This window comes from Streptomyces sp. NPDC033177 (genome assembly GCF_055577715.1).
This window is the reverse complement of record NZ_JBVIPS010000001.1, coordinates 1,074,416-1,099,844: the sequence shown is the minus strand read 5'-3', so window position 1 is coordinate 1,099,844 and position 25,429 is coordinate 1,074,416. Positions and strand designations below refer to the sequence as shown.

Annotated in this window: 26 protein-coding genes; 15 read left to right on the top strand and 11 right to left on the bottom strand. The window is 71.1% G+C overall.

Features of this window, described 5'->3' with window-relative positions; genetic code table 11:
* Positions 1–54: 54 nt before the first annotated feature.
* Entirely contained in the window at positions 55–189 is a 135-nt protein-coding gene (locus ACZ5U5_RS04935) for a hypothetical protein (RefSeq protein WP_363206460.1), read from the bottom strand.
* A 77-nt stretch (positions 190–266) separates the two neighbouring features.
* Positions 267–935 (bottom strand): helix-turn-helix transcriptional regulator, encoded by a 669-nt coding sequence (locus tag ACZ5U5_RS04930; protein ID WP_469016298.1) that lies wholly within the window; start codon positions 933–935, stop codon positions 267–269.
* 79 nt (positions 936–1,014) lie between these two features.
* On the opposite strand from ACZ5U5_RS04930, the gene ACZ5U5_RS04925 reads away from it, so the two are divergent.
* From ACZ5U5_RS04925 to ACZ5U5_RS04915, 3 genes are all read left to right on the top strand, one after another.
* The gene (locus ACZ5U5_RS04925; protein WP_469016296.1) at positions 1,015–2,538 is read left to right on the top strand and encodes a phosphatase PAP2 family protein; all 1,524 of its coding nucleotides are present in this window, start codon (positions 1,015–1,017) and stop codon (positions 2,536–2,538) included.
* Positions 2,539–2,620: 82 nt separating this feature from the next.
* Positions 2,621–3,268, top strand: a complete 648-nt coding sequence (locus ACZ5U5_RS04920; RefSeq protein ID WP_469016294.1) for a M23 family metallopeptidase — start codon at positions 2,621–2,623, stop codon at positions 3,266–3,268.
* A gap of 56 nt (positions 3,269–3,324) precedes the next feature.
* Positions 3,325–3,699, top strand: coding sequence for a DoxX family protein (locus ACZ5U5_RS04915; protein WP_469016291.1), 375 nt, complete (start codon positions 3,325–3,327; stop codon positions 3,697–3,699).
* On the opposite strand, the gene ACZ5U5_RS04910 is transcribed toward ACZ5U5_RS04915, so the two are convergent.
* Together ACZ5U5_RS04910 and ACZ5U5_RS04905 are read right to left on the bottom strand one after the other, a co-directional pair.
* Positions 3,696–4,925: a metallophosphoesterase gene (locus tag ACZ5U5_RS04910; protein WP_469016288.1), complete on the bottom strand. Its 1,230-nt coding sequence runs from the start codon at positions 4,923–4,925 to the stop codon at positions 3,696–3,698. The two genes, ACZ5U5_RS04915 and ACZ5U5_RS04910, sit on opposite strands and share 4 nt — an antisense overlap.
* Positions 4,926–5,066: 141 nt before the next feature.
* Positions 5,067–6,311, bottom strand: coding sequence for an amidohydrolase (locus ACZ5U5_RS04905; RefSeq protein ID WP_469016285.1), 1,245 nt, complete (start codon positions 6,309–6,311; stop codon positions 5,067–5,069).
* Between the two features lie 181 nt (positions 6,312–6,492).
* On the opposite strand from ACZ5U5_RS04905, the gene ACZ5U5_RS04900 reads away from it, so the two are divergent.
* Positions 6,493–6,939, top strand: a complete 447-nt coding sequence (locus ACZ5U5_RS04900; protein WP_469016283.1) for an SRPBCC family protein — start codon at positions 6,493–6,495, stop codon at positions 6,937–6,939.
* Positions 6,940–7,003: 64 nt separating this feature from the next.
* Here ACZ5U5_RS04900 and ACZ5U5_RS04895 read toward each other — a convergent pair whose 3' ends face one another.
* Complete coding sequence (locus ACZ5U5_RS04895) at positions 7,004–7,615, bottom strand: TetR/AcrR family transcriptional regulator (protein ID WP_469016282.1); 612 nt, start codon at positions 7,613–7,615, stop codon at positions 7,004–7,006.
* Between the two features lie 193 nt (positions 7,616–7,808).
* On the opposite strand from ACZ5U5_RS04895, the gene ACZ5U5_RS04890 reads away from it, so the two are divergent.
* Complete coding sequence (locus ACZ5U5_RS04890) at positions 7,809–8,795, top strand: alpha/beta hydrolase family protein (protein WP_469016280.1); 987 nt, start codon at positions 7,809–7,811, stop codon at positions 8,793–8,795.
* Positions 8,796–8,827: 32 nt separating this feature from the next.
* Here ACZ5U5_RS04890 and ACZ5U5_RS04885 read toward each other — a convergent pair whose 3' ends face one another.
* Positions 8,828–9,400 carry a dihydrofolate reductase family protein gene (locus ACZ5U5_RS04885; RefSeq protein ID WP_469016278.1) on the bottom strand — a complete coding sequence of 191 codons (573 nt, stop codon included), beginning with the start codon at positions 9,398–9,400 and terminating at the stop codon, positions 8,828–8,830.
* A gap of 686 nt (positions 9,401–10,086) precedes the next feature.
* Between ACZ5U5_RS04885 and ACZ5U5_RS04880 the strand changes: the two genes are divergently transcribed.
* Positions 10,087–11,277, top strand: a complete 1,191-nt coding sequence (locus ACZ5U5_RS04880; RefSeq protein ID WP_469016970.1) for a hypothetical protein — start codon at positions 10,087–10,089, stop codon at positions 11,275–11,277.
* Positions 11,278–11,303: 26 nt separating this feature from the next.
* Here ACZ5U5_RS04880 and rox read toward each other — a convergent pair whose 3' ends face one another.
* Complete coding sequence (gene rox / locus ACZ5U5_RS04875; RefSeq protein ID WP_469016275.1) at positions 11,304–12,734, bottom strand: rifampin monooxygenase; 1,431 nt, start codon at positions 12,732–12,734, stop codon at positions 11,304–11,306.
* 126 nt (positions 12,735–12,860) lie between these two features.
* Positions 12,861–13,031, bottom strand: coding sequence for a hypothetical protein (locus ACZ5U5_RS04870; protein WP_469016273.1), 171 nt, complete (start codon positions 13,029–13,031; stop codon positions 12,861–12,863).
* 476 nt (positions 13,032–13,507) lie between these two features.
* Here ACZ5U5_RS04870 and ACZ5U5_RS04865 point away from each other — a divergent pair, with 476 nt between their 5' ends.
* Entirely contained in the window at positions 13,508–14,065 is a 558-nt protein-coding gene (locus ACZ5U5_RS04865; protein WP_469016271.1) for a tellurite resistance TerB family protein, read from the top strand.
* An 88-nt stretch (positions 14,066–14,153) separates the two neighbouring features.
* On the opposite strand, the gene ACZ5U5_RS04860 is transcribed toward ACZ5U5_RS04865, so the two are convergent.
* Positions 14,154–15,125: an XRE family transcriptional regulator gene (locus ACZ5U5_RS04860; protein WP_469016268.1), complete on the bottom strand. Its 972-nt coding sequence runs from the start codon at positions 15,123–15,125 to the stop codon at positions 14,154–14,156.
* 574 nt (positions 15,126–15,699) lie between these two features.
* On the opposite strand from ACZ5U5_RS04860, the gene ACZ5U5_RS04855 reads away from it, so the two are divergent.
* Both ACZ5U5_RS04855 and ACZ5U5_RS04850 read left to right on the top strand, forming a co-directional pair.
* Positions 15,700–16,896, top strand: coding sequence for a S1 family peptidase (locus ACZ5U5_RS04855; RefSeq protein WP_469016266.1), 1,197 nt, complete (start codon positions 15,700–15,702; stop codon positions 16,894–16,896).
* A gap of 186 nt (positions 16,897–17,082) precedes the next feature.
* On the top strand, positions 17,083–18,213 hold the full coding sequence (locus ACZ5U5_RS04850) for an LLM class flavin-dependent oxidoreductase (protein ID WP_469016263.1): 1,131 nt from the start codon (positions 17,083–17,085) through the stop codon (positions 18,211–18,213).
* Here ACZ5U5_RS04850 and ACZ5U5_RS04845 read toward each other — a convergent pair.
* Complete coding sequence (locus ACZ5U5_RS04845; protein ID WP_469016261.1) at positions 18,179–18,829, bottom strand: hypothetical protein; 651 nt, start codon at positions 18,827–18,829, stop codon at positions 18,179–18,181. The genes ACZ5U5_RS04850 and ACZ5U5_RS04845 overlap by 35 nt on opposite strands.
* Before the next feature lie 139 nt (positions 18,830–18,968).
* On the opposite strand from ACZ5U5_RS04845, the gene ACZ5U5_RS04840 reads away from it, so the two are divergent.
* The 6 genes from ACZ5U5_RS04840 to ACZ5U5_RS04815 all read left to right on the top strand — a co-directional run bounded on the left by ACZ5U5_RS04840 (position 18,969) and on the right by ACZ5U5_RS04815 (position 24,610).
* On the top strand, positions 18,969–19,820 hold the full coding sequence (locus ACZ5U5_RS04840; protein WP_469016259.1) for an alpha/beta hydrolase: 852 nt from the start codon (positions 18,969–18,971) through the stop codon (positions 19,818–19,820).
* An 81-nt stretch (positions 19,821–19,901) separates the two neighbouring features.
* Positions 19,902–21,317 (top strand): DUF6421 family protein, encoded by a 1,416-nt coding sequence (locus tag ACZ5U5_RS04835; RefSeq protein ID WP_469016257.1) that lies wholly within the window; start codon positions 19,902–19,904, stop codon positions 21,315–21,317.
* 26 nt (positions 21,318–21,343) lie between these two features.
* Positions 21,344–22,084, top strand: coding sequence for an SDR family NAD(P)-dependent oxidoreductase (locus tag ACZ5U5_RS04830; protein ID WP_469016255.1), 741 nt, complete (start codon positions 21,344–21,346; stop codon positions 22,082–22,084).
* Positions 22,085–22,113: 29 nt separating this feature from the next.
* Positions 22,114–23,184: a threonine aldolase family protein gene (locus tag ACZ5U5_RS04825; RefSeq protein ID WP_351171461.1), complete on the top strand. Its 1,071-nt coding sequence runs from the start codon at positions 22,114–22,116 to the stop codon at positions 23,182–23,184.
* Between the two features lie 94 nt (positions 23,185–23,278).
* A complete protein-coding gene (locus ACZ5U5_RS04820) occupies positions 23,279–23,875 on the top strand; it encodes a transglutaminase-like domain-containing protein (RefSeq protein ID WP_469016252.1) in 597 nt (198 codons plus the stop codon).
* A gap of 27 nt (positions 23,876–23,902) precedes the next feature.
* A complete protein-coding gene (locus ACZ5U5_RS04815; RefSeq protein WP_469016250.1) occupies positions 23,903–24,610 on the top strand; it encodes a B3/B4 domain-containing protein in 708 nt (235 codons plus the stop codon).
* 26 nt (positions 24,611–24,636) lie between these two features.
* Here ACZ5U5_RS04815 and ACZ5U5_RS04810 read toward each other — a convergent pair whose 3' ends face one another.
* Positions 24,637–25,365, bottom strand: coding sequence for a lysophospholipid acyltransferase family protein (locus tag ACZ5U5_RS04810; RefSeq protein ID WP_469016247.1), 729 nt, complete (start codon positions 25,363–25,365; stop codon positions 24,637–24,639).
* Between the last annotated feature and the right edge of the window lie 64 nt (positions 25,366–25,429).

Below are 25,429 nucleotides of genomic sequence, written 5' to 3'. Positions count from 1 at the left end.
CCGTCGACGGCGGCTCGGTGGCCGCGGGGAGGTGCCACGCGGCAAGGTCGCAGCCTAACGGCCCGCCTCCGCGAAGGAACCGCCCGTACGGGGGTGCCCGGCCGAATCGGAGTCGTCCGCTCTGCTTCCCACGATCCCGAGCAGAAGGCCGGTGATGACGGCGGCGACAAGGACGGCGCGGGTGGTCACAGGTGCACTGCTCCATACGGCGGGGTCGGCTGATGCCGCCCGTCCTACCGTCCCGGACCCCTGCGCCGCGAGCCACGTCACCCGTGGGTGGGCGAGTCCCCTGGGAGTTGACCGGGGGGAGCGGAGGCGCCGCTTTCCGTGCGGTCGCGCGCCATCTCCGTGAGATCGACGAGCATCGCCTCCGCAAGCTCGATCTCCGCCTCGAGACGCCGCCCGCTCCACCGCAGGGCGATCTGCGGGTGCGTCCAGGCCGCCTCGCCGTCCGCCCGCGCGAGGGCGTCGTGCACCTCCTTGAGCTCGCCCCGGGTGTGCGCGATGTGCTCGGTCACCAGGGCCCGCAGATGCTCCGGCGCCGCGAGGTGCCCGAGCCAGACCCGCAGGAGCAGCGGGTGCTTCAGGACGGCGGGGCCCGCGTCCTCGGCACCCCCCGCCCATCCGATCAGCGCGGCGCGCCCCTCGGCGGTGATCGCGTACGACCGCTTCGCGCGAGGCTCCTCGGGCCCCGAGCGCCGCGACGTCGCGTAACCGAGCGCTTCGAGACGGCGCAGCTCGGCGTAGATCTGGCTGATGGCGGGGGACCAGTAGAAGTGGCGCAGTGAGGCGTCCGCCCACTTCTTCAGCTCGTACCCCGTGCGCTCCCCGGGGAAGGAGAGCAGGCCGAGCACGGCCCACGCGGTCGGCGGCAGCTCGGCCGGCCGCCGCGCGGAAGGGGGACCCTGGGGGGAAGTGGAGCGGGGGACTGCCATATGACTGATTGAAGTGAACGTCACAGTCCCGGCGCAAGATGTGTGCGGTGCGAAGGACATGCGCGGGTATAGGGGGGTCATGAGTGATCTCCCGACGTCGCACATCCGCCGACTGCTGGGCGCCACCGATCGCCTGGCGTTCCACCGTGTGGCCGCCCGCTCCTGGCCGGCGGCGCAGCCCGTCCTGCCCCGGCTGAGCCGCGCGGCCGACCACGGTTTTCTGTGGTTCGGCATCGCGGCGGGGATGTGGGTGTTCGGCGGCGCACGCGGCAGGCGGGCCGCGGTGCGTGGCGTCTCCTCGCTGGCCCTCGCGTCGGCCACGGTCAACACGCTCGGCAAGAGCGCGGTGCGCCGCTCCCGGCCGGTCCTGGACACGGTGCCGGTGATAAGGCACCTGTCGCAGCAGCCGATCACCAGCTCCTTCCCCTCCGGGCACTCCGCGTCGGCTGCCGCCTTCGCCACGGGTGTGGCCCTGGAGTCGCGGGGCCTCGGCGCGGCCGTGGCCCCGATCGCGGCGTCGGTGGCCTTCTCCCGCGTCTACACGGGCGTGCACTACCCCAGTGACGTCCTGGTCGGCGCGGCCCTCGGCGCGGGCGCCGCCTACGCGGTGCGCGGCATGGTGCCCTCCAGGTCACAGCTGCCGCCGCCCGCGCGGCCCCGTACGGACGCTCCCGCGCTGCCGGAGGGCGAGGGCCTCGTCGTGGTGGTGAACCCCTCGTCCGGGGCCCAGCCCCAACTCATGGACCCCGTGCGGCAGTTGAAGATGGCCCTGCCCCGCGCGGAGGTGGTTCTCTACGAGGACGAAGCGGGGCCGCTGCCCAAGGTCCTCGAGGAGGCCGCGAGGGACGCTGCCCGGCGCGGCGGGGTCTTCGGCGTGTGCGGCGGGGACGGCACGGTGAACGCCGCCGTGACCCAGGCCCTGCGCTTCGACGTGCCGCTGATGGTGCTGCCGGGCGGCACGTTCAACCACTTCGCCGCCGACCTGGGCGTCGACACGGTCGCGGACGCCTGCATCGCCCTCGCCGAGGGCAGTGCCGTAAAGGCCGACGTCGGCCGGGTCAAGCCCCTGGCCGGGACCGGTCCCGACGGCAAGACGTACTCCGAGCCGGTGTACTTCCTGAACACGTTCAGCCTCGGCTCCTACCCCGAGCTCGTACGCATCAGGGAGGAATGGTCCCCGAAGGTCGGCGGCCCGCCCGCGGCCCTGCTCGGCGTCGCCCAGATCCTGCACACGGGACGGCCGCTGCGCGCGGTGGTGAACGGCAAGGCCCGCTCGATGTGGCTGCTCTTCGCCGGCAACGGCGCCTACCGCAGCGCCGGCATCGCCCCGGTGCGCCGGCACGACCTGGCCGATGGCCTGCTCGACGTCCGTATCGCGCACGGCGGTCGCTTCGCGCGCAGCCGCCTGCTGGCCGCGGCGATCGTCGGCCAGCTGACCAAGACCCGCCTGTACGCCTCCGCCAAGGCGCAGCGCCTGGTCATCTCGGGCCTGCCCGAGGGCACACAGATGGCGTACGACGGTGAACTCGCCCCCGCGCCCTCCGCACTGCTCCTCGACAAGCTCCCCGAAGCGCTCACCGTGTACCGGCCGACCCTCGACTGACCGCGGTCCGGGCCCGCGGGGCGTTACGCCAAGCGGAGCACTCGGGGTGCGGGCCGCTCCCGCCGCCAGTGTGCTGGCCCTCATGGGCTACGACATAGACAGCCCGCGTGAAGCGGGCAGCACACGACGCGACGTACTCGGCGTCGCCGCGGTCCTCATGGCCGGCGGCGCCTTCACGGTGGCGGGACCCGCGCCGCACGCCGCCGCGGAAACGGACGGCGGCTGCGGCCTCGGCTACGACGAGGAGTTCGAGGAAGCACTCGCCGAGGCGGACGAGGCGGTCCCCGAGAACCGGGCGCTCGTCCCGGAGAAACCAAAGCGCAAGTTCGTTCTGCCGATCCGCCGGCGCTTCCGTGTCTCCGCCCGCTACGGGGTACGCGGCAACTGGCTCGCCGGACACCACACCGGCATCGACCTCGCGGTCCCCACGGGAACCCCGGTGCACGCCGTCGGCGGCGGCACGGTGGTCCTGGCCCGCTGGTCGGGCGCGTACGGCAAGGCGGTCACGGTGCGGCTGCGGGACGGGCACTACGCCGTCTACGCGCACCTCTCGCGCATCTCCGTGCGCCAGGGGTCCCGCATCGGCACCGGCGACCGTATCGGCAGCAGCGGCTCCACGGGCCGGGCCACCGGCCCGCACCTCCACCTGGAGATCCGGGCCAAGCGCGGCTACGGAACGGACGTCAACCCGGTCAAATACCTTGCACGGCGGGGCGCCCAGCTGTTGTGAGACGGTGATTACCGTCGAGTAAGGTCTGCCTCCCCTCACCACCCTCAGGAGGCAGCATGCCGTCGGCGTCCCGTTCCCCCTTGCTCCTGGCCGGTCTGCTGGCCGGGGCCGGTGCCCTACACCTCGCCGCACCGAAGAACTTCGACGCCACCGTGCCGCGCGTCCTGCCCGGCTCGCCGCGCACCTGGACGTACGTGAGCGGCGTGGTCGAGCTGGCCCTCGCGGCCGGGGTGGCGGCGCCCCGCACCCGGCGCGCCGCCGCGCAGGCCACGGCGGCGTTCTTCGTGGGCGTGTTCCCCGCCAACGTGCAGATGGCGGTGGACTGGCGTCATCGCCCCGCGCCCCAGAGAGCGGTGGCGTTCGGCCGCCTGCCGCTCCAGGTTCCGCTCGTGCTGTGGGCGAGGAACGTCGCGGGGCGCGCCGGGTCCTAGCCGACGCCGGCGCGGCCCGCGACCGGGGCGGCGGTCGTCGTGGTGTGGGCCAGGTGTGCGGTCCGGGTGGGGACGTCGACCGTGTAGGTGTCCACGGTCATCGCCCGCCCGGAGACCTTCAGGACCATGAACCCCACGTCGGAGAAGTTCTGCCAGGCGGCCGGGTGGCCGAAGTGGGCTTTGCCGTCACCGGACTTGGCGGCCGCCCCGCAGACGATCTGCCGGGTGCCCGCCGTGCGGGTCGTGGGCTCCAGGATCTGCAGGGTGTGGTCGTGCCCCGACAGGATCAGGTCCGCGCGGCCGCACACCACCTGCTCGTACAGCTCCTTGAGGTGAATCCCCCGCGTGTAGTGGCCGATGAGGAAGCCGTCGTACGAACCGGCGCTGCCGTGCTTGCCGTTGTTCAGGTAGGGGTGGTGGCCGAGCACCACCTTCCAGCGGGCCCGGGACGCGGCGAGGGCCGAGTCCAGCCACTGGCGCTGGGCGCGCATGTAGGGGCCGTCCCACTGGTAGTGGCGCGAGGTCTGGGCGACGGTCGAGGCCACGGGGTTGGTGTCGAGGGCGAAGAACTCCACCACCGGGTCACCGCCCTCCGGAGCCGACGGCAGGGCGACGTTGTAGTAGCGGCTCGGCATGTACCAGCGCGGGGAGGTGGCCGCGTAGGAGACCTCGCGGTCCCCGCGCGAGGGGTCACCGCCGCTGCCCGGGATCAGGCCCGAGCAGTCGTGGTTGCCGAGGACCATGAGCCAGGGCACGTCGATGCCCGTGTTGGGCGTCTCGAACTTGTCCCGGAACTCGGAGTCGTGGTCGGACTCGGGCCCGTTCTCGTAGATGTTGTCGCCCAGGCCGACGGCGAGAGAGACCCCCTCCTCGCGACACACCCGCCGGGCGGCCTCGGTCACGGCCAGCTGTTCCTCGCCACCGGTTCCGGAGTCCCCGGTCACCAGGACGGCGAACTCCCCGTTCTGGTTCGGCGCTTCGGGGAGAGGGAACTTCGCCGCGCCCTGGGTGGCCGCGCCCGGCGTCGCAGCCGCCTGCCCCGCTCCGAGGGGCAGCACGGCGAGCGCGGCCCCGGCGGCGGCACCGCCGAGCAGGGTGCGCCGGTGCAGGGTGAGGGCTCCTGGCCCCCACTTGTCGGCAAGATCGCGCGCGAGCGGCGCGTCGTCCCGCAGCCACTGCTGCTCGGTCAAGTCCGCGCGGGGCGGTATCAGTTCGTCATCGCACATCAGAGCGTTCTCCCATATCGGCGAGGCCAACGGAAGACGATCAGACGAATTTCCGGTGCCGGCACGGCCTGCCCGCCCCCGACCGCTACAGCAGGGACGCACTCGCCGAACTCGGTGACGGCGAGACGCACATCGGCCGCCTCAGCTCTTGAGCTTGTGCAGCGCGGCGCCCACCAGGGTCTGTACGCCCGGCAGCAGCACCGAGAGATCCGGGGCGAACAGGGGACTGTGGTTGCCCGGCACCGCGGTGATCTTCTCGCCGAGTTCCTCGCCCGGGGCGGCGTGCCAGGCGTCCCGAGGCGTCGAGGCCACGAACCAGAAGTCGTAGGGCACCCCGGTGGGCACGAGGAGCGAGAAGTCCTCGCTGCCCATCGCGGGCCCGAAGTCGAACACGCTTTGCTCACCGAACAGTTCGCGGTGCAGGGCCGCGATCTCCGCGTCCAGTGCCGCGTCGTTGACCGTGGCCGGGAAGCTCGCGCCCAGGTTCACCTCGGGCGGCGTGAGGCACCCGGCGGCCCGGCATTCCCCCTCGACGATGCGGCGGACGGCGGCAAGCACCCGCTCGCGCACCTTCACGTCCTGCGTACGGAGGTTCAGTCCGAGCCGTGCCTCCGCGGGGATGATGTTGGGCCGCTGTCCTGCGTGGAACTGTCCCGTGGTCAGCACCACCGAATCCGCCGCCGAGACCTCACGGGACACGACGGTCTGCAGCCGCGTGACGATGTACGCGGCCGTCACCACCGGATCGACGCTCGCCTCGGGCCGCGAGCCGTGGCCACCGACCCCCGGCACCACGATGTGCACGTCGTCGGCGGCCGACATGATCAGCCCCGGTGTGTGGGAGAGGAAACCCGCGGGACCGGGGGCGACATGCTGGCCGAAGACGGCGTCGGGGCGGGGGAAGCGGTCGTGGAGCCCGTCGGCGACCATGGCCCGGGCTCCGCCGCCCGCCTCCTCGGCGGGCTGCCCGATCACCACGAGGGTGCCCGACCAGGTGTCCCGCGCGGCCGCGAGTGCTTCGGCGGCGAACGTCAGCCAGGTGACGTGCAGGTCGTGGCCGCAGGCGTGCATCACTCCGTCGACGGTGGAGGCGTACGCGAGCCCCGTGGTCTCGGTGACCGGCAGCGCGTCCATGTCTCCCCGCAGCCACACCACGGGCCCGTCGCCGTTCTCCAGGACGCCCACGACGCCGGTGCCGCCGACCCCGGTGGTCACCGCGTACCCGGCGGCGCCCAGCCGTCCGGCGAGCATCCCGGCCGTGCGGTGCTCCTGGAAGGAGAGTTCGGGGTGGCGATGCAGATCCTGGTACAGCTTCTCCAGATCAGACACCTTCAGCCCTGAGGTGAGGTCCAGGGCCAGACTCGCTGCGGCGGCTGCGGTGGGCATGCGGCTCCTTGCGTTCGAAGCGATCGAGACGGTGGGCACGACCGAAGCATTCGAGGGACGGGATCACCCTTTCGGTCACCCTCGCACAGGGCGCGGCGCCCGGCAGCGGTCGCTTCGGAAGGTGCGGCAGGCGGCAAAGTGCAAAAATCGCCCCATACCCCTCAGGAGGAGTGTGGTCAGCGTGTCCCGGAGCCGCCGTCTGATCCTGGCCTCACCGGCCGAGGTCTGGAGTCTGCTGTCCGACGGCCACCGGTACGGGGAGTGGGTGACGGGGACCCAGGAGGTTCTCGCCGTTGACCCGCACTGGCCCGAGGTGGGCGCCCGCCTGAAGGTCAGGGTCGGCGCCGGTCCGCTGGTCCTGGACGACACGTGCGTCGTCCGCATCAGCGAACCGGAGAGCCGCCTGCAGCTGGAGGCGAAGGCGGGCCCCTTCGGCGCGGCCCGCATCGCCATGAACCTGGTCCCCTGGGGCGAACACACCCTCATGATCCTCGACTGGCACCCGCTCCGGGGCCCCGGCACCCGGATGCACGGGCTCCCCGTGGACTACGTGATGGGCGTCCGCAACGGCATGATGCTGACGAAACTGGCCAGGGTCGCGGTGGGCGAGCACGGCCGGAACGTCTGAGGCTCAGCCCGGCGACTCCCTTCCAGGAGGCCCTCGGTGCGGGCGAAGTCCGTCCAGATGCCGATCATCGCGGCTGCGGTGGCCGCAAGCCCTGGAGGAGCAGAGCGATCAAGCGGCGGGGGTCGTAGCGGTCGGGGTCGTTGTCGTGCCCGATGCAGAGGTTGCCGATGCCGCGCATGAGTTCGTAGGCGCGGGTGCCCGGCTCGATCTCGTCGGCGTCGGCCGCGGCCTGGAGCAGTCGCTCGCAGACCGGCACCAGGCGGTCGAGGAAGTACGTGTGCAGCGCCTCGAAGCCGCTGCTGTCCGACTGCAGTGCGTTGGCGAGCCCGTGCTTGGTGACCAGGAAGTCGACGAAGAGGTCGACCCACTGGTGGAGCGCGGCCAACGGGGATGCGGCAGCCGCCAGCAGGGCCGGGCCCGCCTCGGCGCACGCCTCGACCTGGTGGCGGTAGACGGCGACGACCAGATCGGACCGGGCCGGGAAGTGGCGGTAGATCGTCCCCACCCCGACGCCCGCCCTGGCCGCGATCTCGCGGATCGGTGCGTCGACGCCGGAGGTCACGAAGACCGCCGCGGCGGCGGCCAGCAGCGTCTGTTCGTTGCGCTGCGCGTCGGCCCGCTTGCTCCGGGGCGCGCTCCGGGCCGGTACCTCTCCGGAGTTGCTTGCGGCGGGCATCACGCTCTCCTTCCCGCGGGTCAGGGTTCGTTGACAAAGCGGAACAGCGTTCCGTATCGTGCAGATGTAATCGGAACAACGTTCCACTTGCAGCATATCCGAAGCGGGACGGTTCTCCCCGTCTGCCTCCCCGCCTCTCTGACCGCCGACCCGCATGGGCCGGCACGGAGGCCACCGAAGGGAAACCCGCACCATGAGTGCATCGAATTCCACAGCCGCCACAGCCGCTACAGCTGACACCGCCGGCATCTTCGGCTCACCCAGCCCCGTCCTCTCCGTCAGCCCCGTGGTCCTGCCGGCCCCCGACCGGGCCGTCGACCTGGAGGTCCGGGTCACCGCGCCCGTGAACGGGAGCAGCCTGCCGGTCATCCTCGTCTCGCACGGGCAGGGCTTCTCGAACCACCTCTCCTCGCTGAACGGCTACGCTCCGCTCGCCAATTTCTGGGCAGCGCACGGCTTCGTCGTCGTCCAGCCCACCCATCTGAGCTCGCGGACGCTGAGCCTGGACCCCGACACCCCTGGCGCGCCCTTGTTCTGGCGCTCGCGCGCCGAGGACATGAAGCGCGTCCTCGATCAACTCGACGTCATCGAGTCCGCAGTCCCGCAGCTCCAGGGGCGCGTGGACCGCGACAAGGTCGCCGTGGCCGGGCACTCGATGGGCGGGCACACCGCGAGCCTCCTGCTCGGCGCCCGGCTCACCGACCCGGAGGACGGGACCGAGGTGGACCTGGCCGACCCGCGCGTCAAGGCGGGCGTCCTTCTCGGTGCGCCCGGCAGGGGCGGTGACGCCCTCACCGATGAGGTGGCCAAGAGCTACCCCTTCTTCTCGACCACGGACTTCTCCGGCATGGCGGCGCCGACACTCGTGGTCGCGGGCGACAAGGACGAGTCCACCCACCTGACGGTGGCGGGCGCGGACTGGCACGCCGATCCGTACACCCTCGCGCCGGGCCCCAAGGCGCTGCTCACCCTGTTCGGTGCGGAGCACGGGTTCGGCGGGATCTCCGGATACGACGTCGCCGAGACCACGGACGAGAACCCCGCGCGCGTGTCCGCGGTCCAGCGCCTCACCTGCGCCTATCTCCGCAGCGCGCTCCACCCCGGAGACCTCGCCTGGCAGACGGAGCGCGAAGCGCTGGCGACCGGCCCCGACCCGATCGGACACATCGTGTCCAAGTGAGGCCGAGGAGACGGCGGTCGGGGCTCGCGGACTCAGCGGACGACGTCGAAGACGTTCTTCTGCAGGCCGTTGGCGTAGGCCTCGTGCTCCACGAGCCGCAGCTTCTGGGCGTCCTTGTCCGTGTCGCTGAACAGGCGCTTGCCCGCACCGAGCAGCAGCGGGAAGACGAGCAGGTGGTAGCGGTCGATGAGACCGGCGTCGGAGAGGTTCCGGTTCAGGGTGGCACTGCCGTGCATGATGATCGGGCCGCCCTCGGTCTTCTTCAGGGCGGCCACCTCGTCCAGCGAGCGCAGGATCGTGGTCTCGCCCCAGCCCGGCACCAGGTCACCCTCGGCGAGGCCGGAGGAGACGACGTACTTGGGCATTTCCTTGTAGTCGGCGAACTCCTCCATGCCCGGCCACACGGGGCTGAACGCCTCATAGCTGACCCGGCCGAACAGCATCGCCGTGGCCTCCTGCTGCTCCCGGCCCTTGATCTCGAACGCCTCGGGGAGGAACTCCACGTCCTTGAAGGTCCACCCGGAGTTCCGGTAACCGGGCTCGCCGCCCGGCGCCTCCACGACACCGTCGAGCGAGACGAAAGCGGTGCTGATCAACGTACGCATCTTCAGTTCTCCTGGAAGTCCGGTCGTGGTCGCCGCTACATCATCGCGGTTACGGGGGTACTGACCTCGGCTCTCGCGAAAAGTAATCGGTCGTCCTCCGGATCCCGGGTCGACAGCATTCCCACGCGACCCGCCGAAGCCAGGACAAGGTCGTTCCGGAGGGCGGAAAGGCGTTGTCCGCCTCTGCCTGCTCGTTCTACCCTGGCTACCCTGGCGCCGAGGCCAGCCCCCAGCCCCCGGACCGGCCCGACCGCTCGGCGCCCGCTCTGCCGCCGAGCGGCAGGCACGTCGGCAACTCAGGCTGCCGGGTCCGTACTTCCTTGCAGCGGACGCATGGACACCGGCTCGTCCCGCCGGCTGTCGCGTCAGGGGGCCACTCCCGCGGTCCCCGGGCGCCGGCCGGTGCGGACACCCGCTCCTGGGGTACCAGGGGGAGCCTGCCCCCAGGAGCGCCGCGGCCGCCGCCGCCGAAACCGGCGGCGGCCGCAGGCTCCGGCATCACCGTCCGCTGCCGGAGCACACCCTCCTTACCCGCCTCGCATGCCCCGACACCCCCACGGCCACGAATCCAGAACCCAAGTGCGCGGCCGTTTTGGGGGAGTCGGCGAGGTGAATTGGTGAACACCGCTGCCGCCCCCGAGATGAGCAGCGGATACGGTGCTCTGGTGACTGATGGGGAGGGGACGGTGCCCGGGACCGCGCTGCTGATTGCGGCGGCGCCGGTCGGCAAGGCCCGTATGGTGGATGCGGCTTCCGTGCTGCCCGTGCTCGCCGCGGTGTCTCCGGCGGTGCTCGCCGGTACCGCGACCGCGAGTGTCGTGGAGCTCGCGGACCCGCTTGACCCGCAGACCGTGCTGACTCGGCTGCGTGCGGCGGCGATGGCGCCGGGGCCTTTGACGGTGTACCTGATCGGACAACTGCATCTCGACCGCCGTCAGCGCCGGCAGCATGTCGCTCTGGCGCGGACCACGGCGGCGACGGTGCGCTACACCGGATTCCCCTGGCACTGGATCGCCCAGGAGCTGCGGCTGCGCCCGCCCGGCAGCACGACCGTCGTCGCCGATCTGCATGCCGACGCCGACAGTTGGCAGCAACTGGCGCAGCACCCCCTGGACGTGGGAACGGGCGTGGCGCTGTACGGGCGCGTCGCCCCGCCCCCGGGCAGGCGTGCCGTCGCGGTGCCCTCGTACATGAAGGCGCTGGCGACGGTCCTGCGCAGTGGGCACCGGCCTCCGCTGCCGGACCTGCACCAGCACGTCGCGGCCCAGACGGCGGAGGAGGGCGCGGCCGACGTCATGCTGCTCTGTGCCGATCCCGCCCTCGTGGTCTTTCCCGCCGGCGGACCGGGGGGCATGCGCGACCGTGCGCCGGCGTCAGCCCACCAAGTGGCGGTGCCCGCCCAACAGCAGGCGCCCGCCTCCGTGACCTCTGGCCTGCCGCGGGTGCCCGATGCGGACCCGCACGCGGCGATCACCAAGGCCGTGGAGGCGGGACGGCACGGCGAGGCCGCGGCCATGGCGGCGGCCTGGGAGCAGGAGGCGCTGCGTACGTACGGGCCCTCGTCGCCCGAGGTGGTGCACTGGATGGAGGTCCGCGGACACCTGGCGATCTTCGCCAAGGACCCGGGACGCAGCTGCGAGATCTGGCTCGCCGTGGCCTCCACGCGGCTCACCGCGGGCCAGGCCCCCGACGCCCCCGATGTCGAGGCCGCCGCGGACCTGGCCCACCATCAGTGGGAGCAGGTCCGCGACCCGGACACCGTCCGCGAACTCGGCCCGGCCCTGGTCGCGTTGCGGCGCCGTGTGCCGGGCCGTCAGCGCGGCACGGTGAACCTCGTCCAGCAACGCCTCGTGCAGTTCCACACGCAGGTCGGCTGAGGGCCGGGCCGGCCCACCGCGTACGCCTACGCCGTTGTCGGGGCGCCGAACCACTTGGGCAGCAGGTCGAGCAGTTCCTGCTGGTCCTCACCGACCCACGCCACATGACCGTCGGGCCGCAACAGCACGGCGGGCGCGTCGAGTTCCTCGGTGACGTCGACGACGTGATCGACCCGGTCGGCCCACCCGGCGACCGACAGCCGGCCGGTCTGGTCGAGCAGCAGCCCGCGGCCTTCGTGCATCAGCCCGTAGAGGTGCCCCTGCTTCAACTCCACGTCCCGCAGGCGCCGCCCGAGGAGTTCGTGGCCCTCGCCGAAGTCGTAGCTGACGTCGACCGCGGTGATCATCCCGGTCACGTACCGGTTCACCTCCTCGAAGTCCATCAGCTTGGCGAACAGCTCCCGCAGCGCCGTCGCACCCGGATCTGACCCGAGCATCGTGATCTGCGCACGGGTGTTGTCGAGGACGCGGGCGCCCACCGGGTGCCGTTCCGTGTGGTAGGTGTCGAGGAGTCCCTGAGGTGCCCAGCCGTTGACCGTCGCGGCCAGCTTCCAGCCGAGGTTGAACGCGTCCTGTACGCCGAGGTTGAGCCCTTGCCCGCCGGTCGGCGGGTGGATGTGCGCCGCGTCGCCCGCCAGGAACACCCGGCCGACCCGGTAACGCTCGGCCTGCCGGGTGGCGTCACCGAACCGGGAGAGCCAACGCGGCGAGTGCACGCCGAAGTCGGTCCCCGCGTGGGCCCGCAGCTGCTCCTTGAAGTCGTCGAGGGTCGGCTCGGTCGCGCGGTCCTCGGTCACCCCGTCGGCCGGGACGACGACGCGGTACACGCCGTTCTCGCCGGGGCTGAGGCCGAACCGCAGCTGCGTCTTGTGGACTTCGGCGACGGCGGCGTCGATGGTCGCCTGATCCGCGGTCACCTCCATTTCGCCGAGGAGGGTCTCGACCGATGCGGGCACGCCGGGGAAGTCGACGCCGAGCAGTTTGCGTACGGCACTTCGGCCGCCGTCACAGCCGACGAGGTAGCGCGAGCGCAGGTGGGTGCCGTCCGCGAGCTCCGCACTCACCCCGTCCTCGTCCTGGCTGAGTCCGACCACCTCGCAGCCGCGCCGGATGTCGGTGCCGAGTTCGACCGCGCGCTCGTGGAGCAGCCGCTCGGTGACGGGCTGCGGAGTGGCCACCCCGTACGGGTGCGCCGTGTCCAGCTTTTCCGGCCACGGCTTGATGATGCCGCCGAACAATCCACCGACCTGGAACTTCTCGTTGACCGCGAGGAACCGGTCGAGGAGGCCGCGCTGATCCATGACCTCGACACTGCGCGCGTGCAGGCCCTGCCCGCGGGACTGCTGGGTGGCCTGCGCCGTCTTCTCCAGGACGACGGTGCGCACACCGTGCAGCCGAAGCTCGCTCGCCAGCATCAAACCGGTCGGTCCGCCGCCGACCACGATCACGTCAGTCATTGTTCTCATTTCACTGGGTTCCCGGTGGAGATCGCTGATTCTGCGTCACGACCGGGGCCTTGCCGCAAGGCCCCCCATGCGCTATATGTTGAGCATGGCAAGGAGTTCGAACACTCCTTGCCTTTGTCATGCGGCACACCGGTCTCCATGCCCTGCTACGTCCTGGTCACCGAGGAGCTCCGGGCGACCATGGCGCTCACCGAGCCGGGCGGCGGCTCGGACCTCCAGGCCGAGCAGGATCAGGTATCCGCCCGCATCGGGGCCGGTGCCCGCTTCCTTGCGGGCGGAGGTTCGCATGTTGAAGCGGGGCGGCCTCGACACGTGAGCGCGGATGGCTCACCTCGCCGGCGACGGCTCAGGTGCCATGATGGCGGCCCCGACGATCCTGAGAGGCCATGCCACGTGCCTACGCCCGCCGACCTCCTGGCACTGGCGCGTGCCGCGAGCGACAGCTCCGTCCTGCACCGGCTCGTGGACTGTCCCTACCCCTTCGTCTGGCAGGCGCTGGCCGCCAACCCGCACACCCCGCCCGCGGCGCTTCTGGAGCTGGCCGCGGCCCGCGACAGCGATCGGGGTGGACGAGGTGCGGCCGCTCGGGGCCTTGCGTGGGGGTTCTGCCCGTCTGCGGGGGCTGTTGGCCCGGCGGTTGGGGTCGCGCGTTCGAGTTGGTCCCCTCAGATATCCCTGACGGAACTTCGGGGGGCGGGGAGGCGTTGGCAGGGTGACGCGTGGAACGCGCGCGGACGAGCTAACAGGTAGCCGAGGTGGCACGCATGGCGATGTGGGACCGGATCAAGGACCAGGCCAAGGGTCTGCAGCAGCAGTCGCAGGGCGGACGCAGCAGCTCCGGCGGTCACGGACGGCCGGGTTCGGGGTCGGGGTCGGGCGGGTCCAAGGCGCAGCTCGTGGGCGTGCTCAAGTCCCAGCTGGCCTCCCTCAAGACGGAGCTCAAGAGCGGTTCCTACCGCGACGCGAGCATGGCGATGTGCGCGCTCGTCGCCGCCGCTGACGGCTCGGTCGACCCGGCCGAGCGCCAGCACGTGGAGTCGCTGATCCTGCAGAACGACGTACTGAAGAACTTCCCGCCGGAGCAGCTGCAGCAGCGGTTCAACAAGCACGTCGACCAGCTGTCGTTCAACTTCCAGCAGGGCAAGACGGAGGTCATGCAGGAGATCGCCAAGGCGGCGAAGAAGCCGGTTGAGGCCAAGGCGGTCGTGCAGACCGGCTTCGTCGTCGCGGGCGCCGACGGGTACATCGCCCCGGCCGAGGAGCAGGTCCTGCGCGAGGCGTGCGCGGCGCTCGGCCTCTCCCCGCAGGAGTTCGGCCTCTGAGCCACAGGGCGCACGCACGCCGGTGCGTGATCCGGGGTCCACGCCCACGCGGGTGTGGGCCCCGGCCTGCGAGCGGGGCGGGAGAGGCCTAGGAGTCCTCGTCCGGCCACTGCCAGCTCATGCCGTAGATGCCTTGCCGGCACTGCGCCGCGTACAGGTGGGCCGAGCCGGAGGAGTCCACGGTCAGGGGGCGAACCTTGCGCTGCTGCGCGGAGGCGTTCTCCCGGTAGTAGGAGTGGCAGATCGCCGGCGGCCGCTCGTGGGGGAAGTGCACCTGGAGGAGATAGGCGTCCTGGTTGCCGCGTATGCCCCGCTCGTGGAGCGTCGTCGGGTGGCCCTGCGGCGCGGTGCGGATCTCGTAGTCGACGGTCGTGGTCTCGCCGAACGACAGCGGACGGCCGAAGCCGATCTGGAGCATCACGCCGCCCGAGACCGCGTCCTGACGCATCGACTCCAGCTGTCCGCAGTGGACGGTCGCTTCAGGCGGTCCGGCGTCGGGATCGTCCAGGAAGTGCAGATTGATCAGCCGGTCGGGACCGTCGCAGACGGCGCGGACCAGGTGGTTGATGGTCAGTCGGCTGACGCAGCCCCGCCGGTCCAGGTGCAGGACCTCGCGGGTGAGGAGTATGGCGACCCCCTGGTTGAAACGCGGGAAGGCATCGCCGAGCGCCTGTTCCTGCCGGGAAGCGCGACCGTAGAGACGGCGGGTCGCGTGCTCGTCGACGCGTACGACCGGACGGCGCCCGCGCGGACGTTGGGGTTGCAGAAGACCGGAGAGCTCCCCGGGCGCCAGGTCGAGGATGCTCTCCAGCGCGACCACGGCGCGCAGTGAGTCCGAGCGCTCGGGGCGGGTACGGTCGCGCTGCCAGTAGCTGAGGGTCGCGGGCGTGAGCCGGATGCCACGGGCGGTGAGCCGCTCACAGATCCGGTCCAGGGGGAGCCCGCGGCGGCGCACCGCCTCGCGCAAAGCCACGGCGAACGGAGCGGGGGGATTCGTCGAAAAGGCCGCCCCCGTACCGGATGCCGAGTTGTCCGACGTCAGCCCGGATGAGACCGTCACGAATTTCGCCTCCCGGCACGACAGATGACGAGCCGCACTCCCGGAGCAGATGCATCTGCCCGATGAATGCCGTTGTGCGTCACGCCTGGGCATGGCCGGACACGGGCGGCGACGGACAAAAAGAATTCCCGGCCTGACGCCTCGCCTACCAAACCCCGCCGGACCGCGTACGTCAATATCCGTAACGCCGATTCGCGTCACGTATCGGCCTCGAAGCGATCGGCGGGCCGGCACCGGTTTCCATCGGAAAGGCGCCGTACGGGTGTTGTCACCGGGCAGCTCAGACGCTGCCAACTCCCGCCGCCGGGCGCTCCGCTGGGCGCGTGGAGGGGTCCTTCTTCCCACACTCCACGGCCCGTGGGCGCGCATTAAGTGTTTACCCCTTTCGCCTTAAGGGCCGGTGCCTCGCCATGCCTTGTGCGGCCACCCGAAGTGACGGGATGGTTTCGCCCAGCGGCGCGGTCCGGGAAATCCCGCGTACGGCGCCGATGGATGTTCGGTGCACCAATTGACCCCACCCCGGTGCACCGAACGTCCATATGCCACCCCCCACTTACCCTTGGAAGGCATTCCCATGGCGCATGTTCGGCATTACCTCCTCGCTGCCGCGGCAGCCGGGGCCCTGGCCGTCACGACGGGTGTCACCGGCGCGCACGCCGACGCAACCCCGACGCCGCGCTACGAGCCGCAGATGATCGAGGCCCTGGCGGACACGCTCGGTGTCAGCGAGACCGCCGCCGTACGGCGTCTCGACGAACAGGCGGACCAGCAGCGGAGACTGGACCGGCTGCACCGGGACGGTGTCCGGACGGACGGCGCGTTCTTCGACGCGAAGGGCGAACTGACCGTGAACGTCGGCGCGTCCCGCGCGGCGGCGCAGGTGAAGGCCACCGGCCTGACCGCCCGCATACCGAGCCGGGGTGAGGCGGAGCTGACGCGCGTCACCTCCGCCCTCGACGAGGCGGCGGCCGAGCGAGTCCCGAGCGGCATATCCTCCTGGGAGGCGGACCTGGCCTCCGACACGGTCAAGGTCACCGTGGCCGACTCCACCACCCCGGCGGCGCGCGCCTTCCTCAAGGAGGCCCGCGAGTTCGGGAACGCCGTCCGGGTGGTCAAGGGCGGGCCGGAGCTGGAGCCGAAGGCGGCCGTCTCCCCGGGCAGCCGGATGAACATCAACAACCAGCCCGGTTCGTGGTGTTCGGTCGGCTTCGGCGCACGCAACGCCGCAGGCCGGCAATACCTCGTCACGGCGGGGCACTGCGTGGTCGGCAACCCGGGTCTCTACTTCAACGGCTCGAAGTTCGCGACCGGCTCCACGACTCGCTTCGCGCTCGGCCGGAACAGCGTGGACATGGGCCTGGCGACGATCCAGTCGGGCTCCTCGATCACCACGGCGGTCGGCACCTGGGGCAACGGCGCCTCGGTCCCGGTGCGCGGCAGCCAGCGCGCTGCGGTCGGCGCGAACCTGTGCAAGTCGGGCTCGACGACGGGCTGGACGTGCGGACGGGTCGGTGCGTACAACGTGAGCGTCACCTACACCGATCGCAACGGCGGTCCGGACACCGTGGTCAGCGGACTCGGCCGGTCCACGGTGTGCGTGGAGGGCGGCGACAGCGGCGGCGCGTACATCGCGGGCAACCAGGCCCAGGGCATGACCTCGGGCGGTCCGACGAACCAGTCGTGCGGCGGGGTGAACGACCAGGGCTCCTCGTACTTCCAGCCGCTGGACGACACGCTGCGGTACTACGGCCTGACGCTCAACACGAACTGACCCCCTGCGCCTGAGGGTCACGCTTCCTTTCATGCCTCCCCGGGAGGGCCGCAACGGCCCTCCCGGGGATTGCTGTGCGCTGGTGGTGCTGTCGCCCTCTTGCAAGTTCGACACCTGACGACTAGTCATATGGCTATTCGAAACAAGGGCGCCCATCGTGCGGCGACTCAACTTCCTGGGGGGCACGTGAAGTTCTCCGTCATCTTCGAAGCGCAGCTCGCCGACCCGACCGTCGAGCGAGAGCATCAACTCATTCGCGACAGCGTCGAACAGGCCGTCCTGGCCGAGGAGATGGGATTCGACCGCGTCTGGGCCGTCGAGCACCACTCCCTCAAGTGGTACGCCCACATGAGCGCCCCGGAGATCTTCCTGACCTGGGTCGCCGCGCGCACCAGCACCATCCGCATCGGCCACGGCGTGGTCTGCATGCCGTTCGCCTTCAATCACCCGGCGCGGGTCGCCGAGCGCGCCGCCATGCTCGATCTGCTGTCCGGCGGGCGGCTCGACCTCGGGGCGGGGCGCGGCGGGACGCTCCAGGAGACCTCGCTCTGCGGCGTCGACAAGGAACGCACGACGCAGGAGGTCGAGGAGGCGCTGCAGATCATCGGCAAGGCGTGGGAGAGCGAGGAGCTGGAGCATCACGGCGCGCTGCTGGACATCGCTCCGCACCCCATCCTGCCCCGGCCGCGGCAGACTCCGCACCCCCCGCTCTTCCTCGCCTGCAGCAGGACCGAGACCCTGACGCAAGCCGCCGAACTCGGCATCGGCGCCCTGGTGATGGGCTTCGCCGGGCCCGAGGCGATCGCGGAGATGCGGGCCGCATACGACACGGCGATCGCGGGCCGCGGCGACGCGCGCTTCGTGTCCCGCGTCGTCAACGACCACTTCTCCGTGCTCTGTCCGACCATCGTGCTCGACGACCGCGAGACCGCCCGGCGCGTCGGTATCCGCGGACAGCGGTTCTTCGCGCAGTCCATCGGGCACTGGTACGGCGGCGCCGGCATCCCCGACGAAGCCGTGGTCGAGGGCGCCGACGAGGCGGCCGCGATGCGCGAGGCCGCCGAGCAGGTGGTCGCGCGGCTGCACGAGCACGACATTCCGGTACGGCCCACCTCCACGGCCACCTTCAACGCCGACCACGCCTATGGCACCGCCGACGACGCCATCGCGTACGTGGAACGGCTTCGCGACGCGGGCGCCGACGAGATCATGTGCCTCATCCAGATGGGCACCGTCCCGCAGGAGGCCTGTATGGAGACCCTGCGGCAGTGGGGCGAGAAGGTCATCCCGTACTTCCGGGCCCAGGAGGCGGGATGACGCCGGCGAGCGGGGACGGCGACCCCCGGGAACCTGCCTCGCGTCCGCACGCCGCGAGTACGAACGCTGCGAGGCCGGCCGGGGCGAGCACGGGCGCCGCGAGGACGCACGCTGCGAGCACGGACGCCGCGGGTACGGCCGGGGCGAGCATGGGCGCCGCGAGCACGGACGTCGTGAGTACGGGCGGGGCGAGTACGGGCGGGGCGAGCACGGGCGCCGCGAGGGCGCACGCTGCGAGTACGGACGCCGCGGGTACGGCCGGGGCGAGCATGGGCGCCGCGAGCACGGACGTCGTGAGTACGGTCGGGGCGAGTACGGGCGGGGCGAACACGGGCGCCGCGAGGACGCACGCTGCGAGTACGGCCGGGGCAAGCACGGACCCTGCGAGCACGGACCCTGCGAGCACGGACCCTGCGAGCACGGACCCTGCGAGCACGGACGCCGCGAGTACGGCCGGGGCAAGCACGGACCCTGCGAGCACGCACGCCGCGAGTACGGACGCTGCGAGTACGGCCGGGGCAAGCACGGACCCTGCGAGTACGGACGCCGCGAGTTCGGTCGGGGCGAGGACGCACGCCGCGAGCACGGACGCCGCGAGTTCGGCCGGGGCGAGCACGGGCGGCGACCGTCTCGACCCGGTCGCGCGGCCCCTGGTCGACGCCCTCAGTGCCGCCTTCCCCGATCTCGGCGGCACCGTCACCGACGCGGCCGAGGCCCGCCGCATCCTCGCCGCGACGCCTTCCGCCGGGAAGGCCGTGCCGACGGTGGGTGCCGTCGGAGACCGGCGCATCCCCGGCCCCGCGGAAGCTCCTGACCTGCCCGTACGCGTCTACCGCCCGCCAGGGCGGACCTACCCCCGCCCCACCGTCGTCTTCTTCCACGGCGGCGGCTACACCCTCTGCGGCCTCGACACCCACGACGCCACCGCCCGCACCCTCTGCGTGGAGTCCGGGGCCGTCGTGGTCTCCGTCGCCTACCGCCTCGCCCCCGAGCACCGCTTCCCCGCGGCCGCAGAGGACGCGTACGCGGCCCTGTGCTGGGCCGCGGCCGAGGCGGGGGCGGGCGGCCTCGGCGGCGACCCGGGAGCCGTGGTGACGGCCGGGGACAGCGGCGGGGGCGGCCTCGCCACCGTCGTGGCCCTGATGGCGCGGGACCGCGGAGGGCCCACCGTGGCGCTCCAGGTGCTGATCTACCCCATGCTCGACGCGGGGCAGGGCAGCGGTTCGTACACGACGAACGCGACCGGCTACTTTCTCACCGCCACGCACCTGCGCTGGTTCTGGGAGCAGTACCTCGGCCCGGACGGCGACGGCACTCACCCCTACGCCTCGCCCCTGGGCGCGGACGTCGCCGCACTGCCGCCCGCGCACATCGTCACGGCGGGCTGCGATCCCCTGTGCGACGAGGGCGCCACGTATGCGGACAGGCTGCGTCGGGCAGGGGTTCCGGTGACGCGGGGGCACCATCCGGAGATGTTCCACGGGTTCCTGGGCTTCCCGCAGCTCCTGGACGATGCGCGGGCCGCGGTGGCAGAAGTGGCAGAAGCAGTCGCCTCTACGGTGTCCAGCAGGAAAATTAGCGGTGATGTTGGGGGTGTCACAGGATAATCTCCCGAGCCCCCTCTTGTGGTGGAGAACCTCGCACACATACGGTGTTCTGACGCGAGGTTCTCCCGTGGAGGTTGACAAGTGACGGAAATTCTTGTGCAGAGGGTTGCGGAAGAGGCGGTTTCTCCCGCGAGTGGGGGTGCCCCCATGAGAAGGGTCGTGGAGCACCCGGCTTGGCCGATGCTCAAGGAAGCCGTGGAAGAGATCCGCCCGTGGCAGTCCGCGGACGGCTCGATCGACTTCGACGCGGAGGGCGCCCCGGCGCGGTCCGTGGCCGAACTCGCCGTCGACCGCGTGATATCCGGGATCGAACAGCTCGCCCCGCTCCTGCCGCACGACGCCGCGTACCACCAGGCGCTCGGCGTGGACCTGCGGCGCTGGGCGGACGGCGGTTTCCAGGTGCCGGACTTCCTCGACTCGCTGCTCGCCTTCCAGCCCGCGGCGCACCGCGAGGACGGCCTGCAGCACCTCGTGGTCTTCCCCATGTACACGCAGAACGGCAATCCGGACCGCAACCTGGAAGCGGTCGTGCTGCGCATGGTCTGGCCGGAGTGGCTGGCCGAGCTCGAGCGCACGCGCTACGACAACCCGCTGTTCTGCGGCATCACCTTCGAGGACTTCACCGCCGGGTACGACACGAACTCGGCCGTGCTCTTCCCGGAGACCATCGCCGTGCGCGAGGCCCCCGAGCGCTTCAGCTGGGGCGGCATCTTCTGTGACCGCGAGGCGGCCCGCTTCCGCCGCGTCACCGAGGCCTCCGTCGACATCCTCGGGCTCGACCTGCCCGACGACATCCGCGAGATGATCGGCGACCAGGACCGCTGCCAGCAGGCGTTCGTCCTGTGGGACATGGTCCACGACCGCACCCACAGCCACGGTGACCTGCCCTTCGACCCCTTTATGATCAAGCAGCGGCAGCCGTTCTGGATGTACGGCCTCGAGGAGCTGCGCTGCGACCTCACCGCCTTCAAGGAGGCCGTGAAGCTGGAGGCCGAGGGCATCCCGCAGGCGCGTGACGTGCAGTACGCCGTCCTGTTCGACCGTATGTTCCGCTTCCCGGTCACCGGCGACCGCGTCAAGAACTACGACGGTCTCGGCGGCCAGCTGCTCTTCGCGTACCTCCACAAGCACGACGTCGTCCGCTGGACCGACAACAAGCTCAAGATCGACTGGGAGCGCGCGCCGCTGGTCACCAACCAGCTGTGCGCCGAGATCGAGGAGCTCTACCGCGCGGGCATCGACCGCCCCAAGCTCGTGCACTGGTTCGCCGCGTACGACCTGGTGTCCCAGTACCTCGCGCCGCACCCCGGATCGCGCTGGGCCAAGGGCCCCGACGCGCTGGATGTGCAGCTTCCGCCCAGAAAACTCGTCGACGACGTGCTTCCTGACGAGTTTCCGCTCAGCATGTTCTATGAGGCGCTCTCCAAGAAGCTCAAGCGAGTGATCGCCGAAACCAAGGGGATCACCGCCGCGAGCGTCGAGCAGGTCGCCGCGTGAGCAACCGCACCAAGGAGGCGAGGACGATGTCCGCACTCGATGGAGCCGTGGTCGCGGTCGCGGGAGCAGCCGGTCCGGCAGGCCGTGCCACGCTGCTGAGCCTCGCGGAGGCCGGTGCCACGGTGGTGGCGTCCGACGCCGACGCGGCCCGCCTCGCGGAGGCCGTGGACGCCGCGCGGTACGCGCACGGCGGGGCGACCGTCATAGGCGACACGGTCGATCTCCTGGACCTCGGCGCGACCCGGGAGTGGGCCGCCCGCACGGAGAAGGAGTTCGGGCGGGTCGACGGCCTGGTCCACCTCGTCGGCGGCTGGCGCGGCAGCGCCACCTTCGCCGAGACGAAACTCGACGACTGGGACCTGCTCGAAAAGCTGCTTATCCGCACCGTGCAGCACACCTCGCTCGCCTTCCAGGACGGTCTCCAGCGCAGCGACCGCGGCCGCTACCTCCTGATCAGCGCCGCCGGCGCCTCCAAGCCGACGGCGGGCAACGCGGCGTACTCCGCGTCGAAGGCCGCGGCTGAGGCGTGGACCCTCGCCCTCGGCGATGCCTTCCGTAAGGCGGGGGGCGAGCAGGGCCTGTCATCGGCGGCTGCGATCCTGGTGGTCAAGGCGTTGGTGCACGACGAGATGCGCAAAGATCGGCCTAACGCGAAGTTCGCGGGCTTCACGGACGTCAAGGAGCTGGCCGAGGCCATCGCCGGAGTCTGGGAGCGGCCCGCCGGAGAAGTGAACGGAACCCGCCTGTGGCTGACCGAGAAGCCGTGACCGCTCGCGACACCCGTGACAGAGAAGCCGTGAACCCTCCGAAGACCGACGCGCGCCGCCACCACGACCCGGACGTACGGGGGTTCGCGAGCGACAACTACGCGGGCGCCCACCCGGAGGTGCTCGCCGCCATCGCCCTCGCCAACGGCGGTCACCAGATCGCGTACGGCGAGGACGACTACACGGCCAACCTCCAGCAGGTCATCCGCGGCCACTTCGGCCCCACGGCCGAGGCGTTCCCTGTCTTCAACGGCACCGGGGCCAACGTCGTCGCGCTCCAGGCGATCACCGACCGCTGGGGCGCGGTGATCTGCGCCGAGTCCGCGCACATCCACGTCGACGAGGGTGGCGCCCCCGAGCGTATGGGCGGCTTGAAGCTGCTCACGGTGCCCACGCCCGACGGCAAGCTCACGCCCGAGCTGATCGACAAGCAGGCGTTCGGCTGGGACGACGAGCACCGGGCGATGCCGCAGGTCGTCTCGATCGCGCAGAACACCGAACTGGGCACGCTCTACACGCCCGACGAGATCCGCGCCATCTGCGACCACGCGCACAAGCTCGGCATGAAGGTGCACCTCGACGGCTCGCGCATATCCAACGCCGCCGCGTCCCTGGACGTCCCCATGCGGACGTTCACGAACGCGGTCGGCGTGGACATCCTGTCTTTGGGCGGCACGAAGAACGGCGCGCTCTTCGGGGAAGCCGTCGTCGTCCTCAACCAGGACGCCGTCAGCCACATGAAGCACCTGCGCAAGCTGTCCATGCAGCTCGCCTCCAAGATGCGCTTCGTCTCGGTGCAGTTGGAGGCGCTGCTCGCCAAGGACCTCTGGCTGCGCAACGCCCGGCACGCCAACGAGATGGCGCAGCGCCTGGCCGAAGGGGTGCGCGCCGTCCACGGCGTGGAGATCCTCTACCCGGTGCAGGCCAACGCGGTCTTCGCGCGCCTTCCGCACGACGTGAGCGAGCGGCTGCAGAAGCAGTACCGCTTCTACTTCTGGGACGAGGCGGCGGGCGACGTCCGCTGGATGTGCGCGTTCGACACGCGCGAGGAGGACGTGGACGGTTTCGTCGCGGCCCTCAAGGAGGAGATGGCGCGCTGACGGTGACCTCTGCGTAGGCGCATAGCTGCATAGATATGCGATCGACCGTAAAAGCATTGACGTGCGGTCGATCGCATTTCTATGCTCCCGTGCCATGCAGCTGATCCAGGAAAACCCTGACCTGTCGGCGTACTTGGCCGCCGACGACGTGGTCGACCACCACCACCCGCTGGTCCGCGAGACGGCGGCCGTCCTTGCAAAGTCATCCGCCGATACCTACGAGTACGCCCGCGCCGCCTTCGAGTTCGTGCGCGACGCCATCCCGCACTCGCAGGACTCCGGCCGCATGGAGGTCACCTGGCGGGCCTCCGACGTCCTTCGGGAGCGCACCGGCATCTGCACGGCGAAGTCCCACGGCCTGGCTGCCCTGCTGCGCGCCGAAGACATCCCCACGGCGTTCTGCTACCAGCGCCTGCGGGACGACAACACCAGCGGCTACTCCCTGCACGGCCTCGTCGCCGTGCGCCTCGACGGCGCCTGGCATCGACAGGACCCGCGCGGGAACATCCCGGCCGGGGTCGACGCGCAGTTTTGTCTCGGCGAGGAACGGCTGGCCTGGCCCGTACATCCACAGTCCAATGAAGTGGACTATCCGGTCCTGTACGCTGAACCGAGTCCAGTGGCGCTCGGCGCGCTCAGGCAAGCCGGCGACCGGCCGCACCTCTGGCAGATCTACCCCTCAGAACTGTGACGCACGAACTGTGAGGCACGACGGACCATGACCATCGACCTGACCGTCTCCGACGAGGTCCGCGCCCTCGCGCCCGGCTTCACCCACGTCGCCATCGAGGCCCACGGGCTCGTCAACGGGCCCAGCACCGACGAGACCTCGGCCCTCCTCGACGAGGCCGCGCGGCGCCTGGCCGAGCGGCTCGGAGACCGCGCCCCGCACGAGGACCCGCACATGGTGGCCTGGCGTGCGACCTACACCGCCTTCGGTGCGAAGCCGTCCCGTACGCGCAACTCCGCCGAGGCGCTCGCCAAGCGCGCGCTCGCCGACGGCGGTCTGCCGCGGATCAACGCTCTCGTCGACGTCTACAACGCGATCAGCGTCGCCCACCTGATCCCGGTCGGCGGCGAGGACCTGGACCACATCAAGGGCGGCATGCGCCTGCTGCGGGCCGACGGCACCGAGGACTTCGTCACCATGGCCGCGGGGGAGCAGGCGGTCGAGCACCCGGACGCGGGGGAGGTCGTCTGGTGCGACGACGAGGGCGTCACCTGCCGCCGCTGGAACTGGCGCCAGGGGCCGCGCACCCGCCTCACGGAGGAGACGGTCAACGCCATCTTCCTGCTCGAGGGGATGGGGCCGGACTCCGGCGTCGAGGAAGCGGGCGCCGAACTGGCCGAGCTGCTCGCGAAGTTCAGCCCCGGCGCGCGGCTCACCGTCCACGCGCCGGAGCGGGCGTCCGACCGACCCGAATAACCGATCGCGCGCCCGGAGTAATCGATTCAGCTCGCCTCGGCGGCCTTCACCTCGGCCGGAGTCGGCGCGGTGCCGCCGAGGTGCGCCGGCATCCACCACGTGTCGTCCGGGCCCTTGGGGCGTACGGGATAGGCGCGCTGCGCGGCTTCGAGGAGCTCCTGGCAGCGATCACGAAGGCGCCGGGTGATCGCGCCCGCGAACTGGTCCTTCGGAGCCTCGACCGGCTCACCGACGCGGATCGTGATCGGGATGTGGCTGCGCTTGAAGTTACGCGGCTGACCCTTGGTCCACAGCCGCTGAGTGCCCCACAGCGCCATCGGGATCAGCGGTACACCGGCCTCCTGGGCCAGGCGCGCGGCGCCGGACTTGAAGGATTTCAGCGTGAACGAAGGCGAGATCGTCGCCTCGGGGAAGACGCCGATGATCTCCCCGGCGCGCAGCGAGTCGAGCGCGTGCTGGTAGGCCGTCTCGCCCTGCTTGCGGTCGACGGGAATGTGCTTCATCCCGCGCATCAGCGGCCCGGAGATCTTGTGCCGGAACACCGACTCCTTGGCCATGAAGCGCACGAGACGCTTCTGCGGCAGGGCCGCCAGGCCGTCGAAGATGAAGTCGAGATAGCTGATGTGATTGCTGACCAGCACCGCGCCGCCGGTGCGAGGGATGTTCTCCGACCCCTTGCAGTCGATCTTCAGGTCCCACGCCTTGAACAGCGTTCTGGCGGCACCGATGACCGGACGGTAGACAAGCTCTGCCATGGGAGGGGATGACCCTTCGTTTCTGCCTGGGGAGGGGGTTCCCGGCGGGAAGTTACGCAGCCGT

What these genes read in the sequence shown, in the direction of transcription:
- ACZ5U5_RS04930 (WP_469016298.1), bottom strand. Translation starts at nt 935, where the DNA reads ATGGCAGTCCCCCGCTCCACTTCCCCCCAGGGTCCCCCTTCCGCGCGG.
- ACZ5U5_RS04925 (WP_469016296.1), top strand. Translation starts at nt 1,015, where the DNA reads ATGAGTGATCTCCCGACGTCGCACATCCGCCGACTGCTGGGCGCCACC.
- ACZ5U5_RS04920 (WP_469016294.1), top strand. Translation starts at nt 2,621, where the DNA reads ATGGGCTACGACATAGACAGCCCGCGTGAAGCGGGCAGCACACGACGC.
- ACZ5U5_RS04915 (WP_469016291.1), top strand. Translation starts at nt 3,325, where the DNA reads ATGCCGTCGGCGTCCCGTTCCCCCTTGCTCCTGGCCGGTCTGCTGGCC.
- ACZ5U5_RS04910 (WP_469016288.1), bottom strand. Translation starts at nt 4,925, where the DNA reads ATGTGCGATGACGAACTGATACCGCCCCGCGCGGACTTGACCGAGCAG.
- ACZ5U5_RS04905 (WP_469016285.1), bottom strand. Translation starts at nt 6,311, where the DNA reads ATGCCCACCGCAGCCGCCGCAGCGAGTCTGGCCCTGGACCTCACCTCA.
- ACZ5U5_RS04895 (WP_469016282.1), bottom strand. Translation starts at nt 7,615, where the DNA reads ATGCCCGCCGCAAGCAACTCCGGAGAGGTACCGGCCCGGAGCGCGCCC.
- ACZ5U5_RS04890 (WP_469016280.1), top strand. Translation starts at nt 7,809, where the DNA reads ATGAGTGCATCGAATTCCACAGCCGCCACAGCCGCTACAGCTGACACC.
- ACZ5U5_RS04885 (WP_469016278.1), bottom strand. Translation starts at nt 9,400, where the DNA reads ATGCGTACGTTGATCAGCACCGCTTTCGTCTCGCTCGACGGTGTCGTG.
- rox (WP_469016275.1), bottom strand. Translation starts at nt 12,734, where the DNA reads ATGACTGACGTGATCGTGGTCGGCGGCGGACCGACCGGTTTGATGCTG.
- ACZ5U5_RS04870 (WP_469016273.1), bottom strand. Translation starts at nt 13,031, where the DNA reads ATGCGAACCTCCGCCCGCAAGGAAGCGGGCACCGGCCCCGATGCGGGC.
- ACZ5U5_RS04865 (WP_469016271.1), top strand. Translation starts at nt 13,508, where the DNA reads ATGGCGATGTGGGACCGGATCAAGGACCAGGCCAAGGGTCTGCAGCAG.
- ACZ5U5_RS04855 (WP_469016266.1), top strand. Translation starts at nt 15,700, where the DNA reads ATGGCGCATGTTCGGCATTACCTCCTCGCTGCCGCGGCAGCCGGGGCC.
- ACZ5U5_RS04830 (WP_469016255.1), top strand. Translation starts at nt 21,344, where the DNA reads ATGTCCGCACTCGATGGAGCCGTGGTCGCGGTCGCGGGAGCAGCCGGT.
- ACZ5U5_RS04820 (WP_469016252.1), top strand. Translation starts at nt 23,279, where the DNA reads ATGCAGCTGATCCAGGAAAACCCTGACCTGTCGGCGTACTTGGCCGCC.
- ACZ5U5_RS04815 (WP_469016250.1), top strand. Translation starts at nt 23,903, where the DNA reads ATGACCATCGACCTGACCGTCTCCGACGAGGTCCGCGCCCTCGCGCCC.
- ACZ5U5_RS04810 (WP_469016247.1), bottom strand. Translation starts at nt 25,365, where the DNA reads ATGGCAGAGCTTGTCTACCGTCCGGTCATCGGTGCCGCCAGAACGCTG.